The sequence below is a fragment of the Mixta theicola genome (genome assembly GCF_002895925.1).
Classification (GTDB): domain Bacteria; phylum Pseudomonadota; class Gammaproteobacteria; order Enterobacterales; family Enterobacteriaceae; genus Mixta; species Mixta theicola.
On sequence record NZ_NWUO01000045.1, the window covers coordinates 1 to 1,081 of the forward strand.

1 protein-coding gene is annotated in these 1,081 nt (G+C 51.3%); it reads left to right on the top strand.

The annotated features are described in order from the left end of the window. Nucleotides 1-18: 18 nt before the first annotated feature. A protein-coding gene (locus tag COO59_RS20480) for an IS3 family transposase (RefSeq protein ID WP_103061466.1) occupies nucleotides 19-1,081 on the top strand; the annotation gives its coding sequence in 2 pieces (ribosomal slippage) (nucleotides 19-268 and nucleotides 268-1,081; 1,064 coding nt annotated over the 2 pieces). This gene is flagged as partial in the annotation.

The following is a 1,081-nucleotide window of genomic DNA, read 5'->3' on the forward strand; positions in this document are numbered from 1 at the left end:
AACAATACAGGTGCCCCAATGAAAAGAAGAAATTTCAGTCCTGAATTCAAACGCGAATCCGCTCAGCTGGTTGTTGATCAAAATTACACCGTCTCTGACGCTGCTAAGGCTATGGATGTTGGTCTTTCCACGATGACAAAATGGGTAAAGCAACTGCGTGATGAGCGTCAGGGCAAAACACCAAAAGCCTCTCCGATAACACCAGAACAAATCGAAATACGCGAACTGAGGAAAAAGCTACAACGTATTGAAATGGAAAACGAAATATTAAAAAAGGCTACCGCGCTCTTGATGTCAGACTCCCTGAACAGCTCTCGATAATCGGGAAACTCAGGGCGCGTTATCCTGTGGTCACTCTCTGTCATGTGTTCGGGGTTCATCGCAGCAGCTACAAATACTGGAAAAATCGCCCTGAAAAACCAGACGGCAGACGGGCTGTATTACGCAGTCAGGTACTTGAGCTGCATGGCATCAGCCATGGTTCCGCCGGAGCAAGAAGCATCGCCACAATGGCGACCCAGAGAGGCTACCAGATGGGGCGCTGGCTTGCTGGCAGACTCATGAAAGAGTTGGGACTGGTCAGTTGCCAGCAGCCGACTCACCGGTATAAGCGTGGTGGTCATGAGCACGTTGCTATCCCGAATCATCTTGAGCGACAGTTTGCCGTAACAGAGCCCAACCAGGTGTGGTGCGGCGATGTGACTTATATCTGGACAGGTAAGCGCTGGGCGTACCTCGCCGTTGTTCTCGACCTTTTCGCAAGAAAACCCGTGGGCTGGGCAATGTCGTTCTCACCGGACAGCAGACTCACCATGAAATCGCTGGAAATGGCATGGGAAACTCGCGGTAAGCCCGTCGGAGTGATGTTCCACAGCGATCAGGGCAGTCATTATACGAGCAGGCAGTTCCGGCAGTTACTGTGGCGATACCGGATCAAGCAGAGTATGAGCCGACGTGGAAACTGCCGGGATAATAGTCCAATGGAACGCTTCTTCCGGAGCTTAAAGAATGAATGGGTGCCGATGGTGGGTTACGTAAGCTTCAGCGACGCAGCACATGCAATAACGGACTATATCGTTGG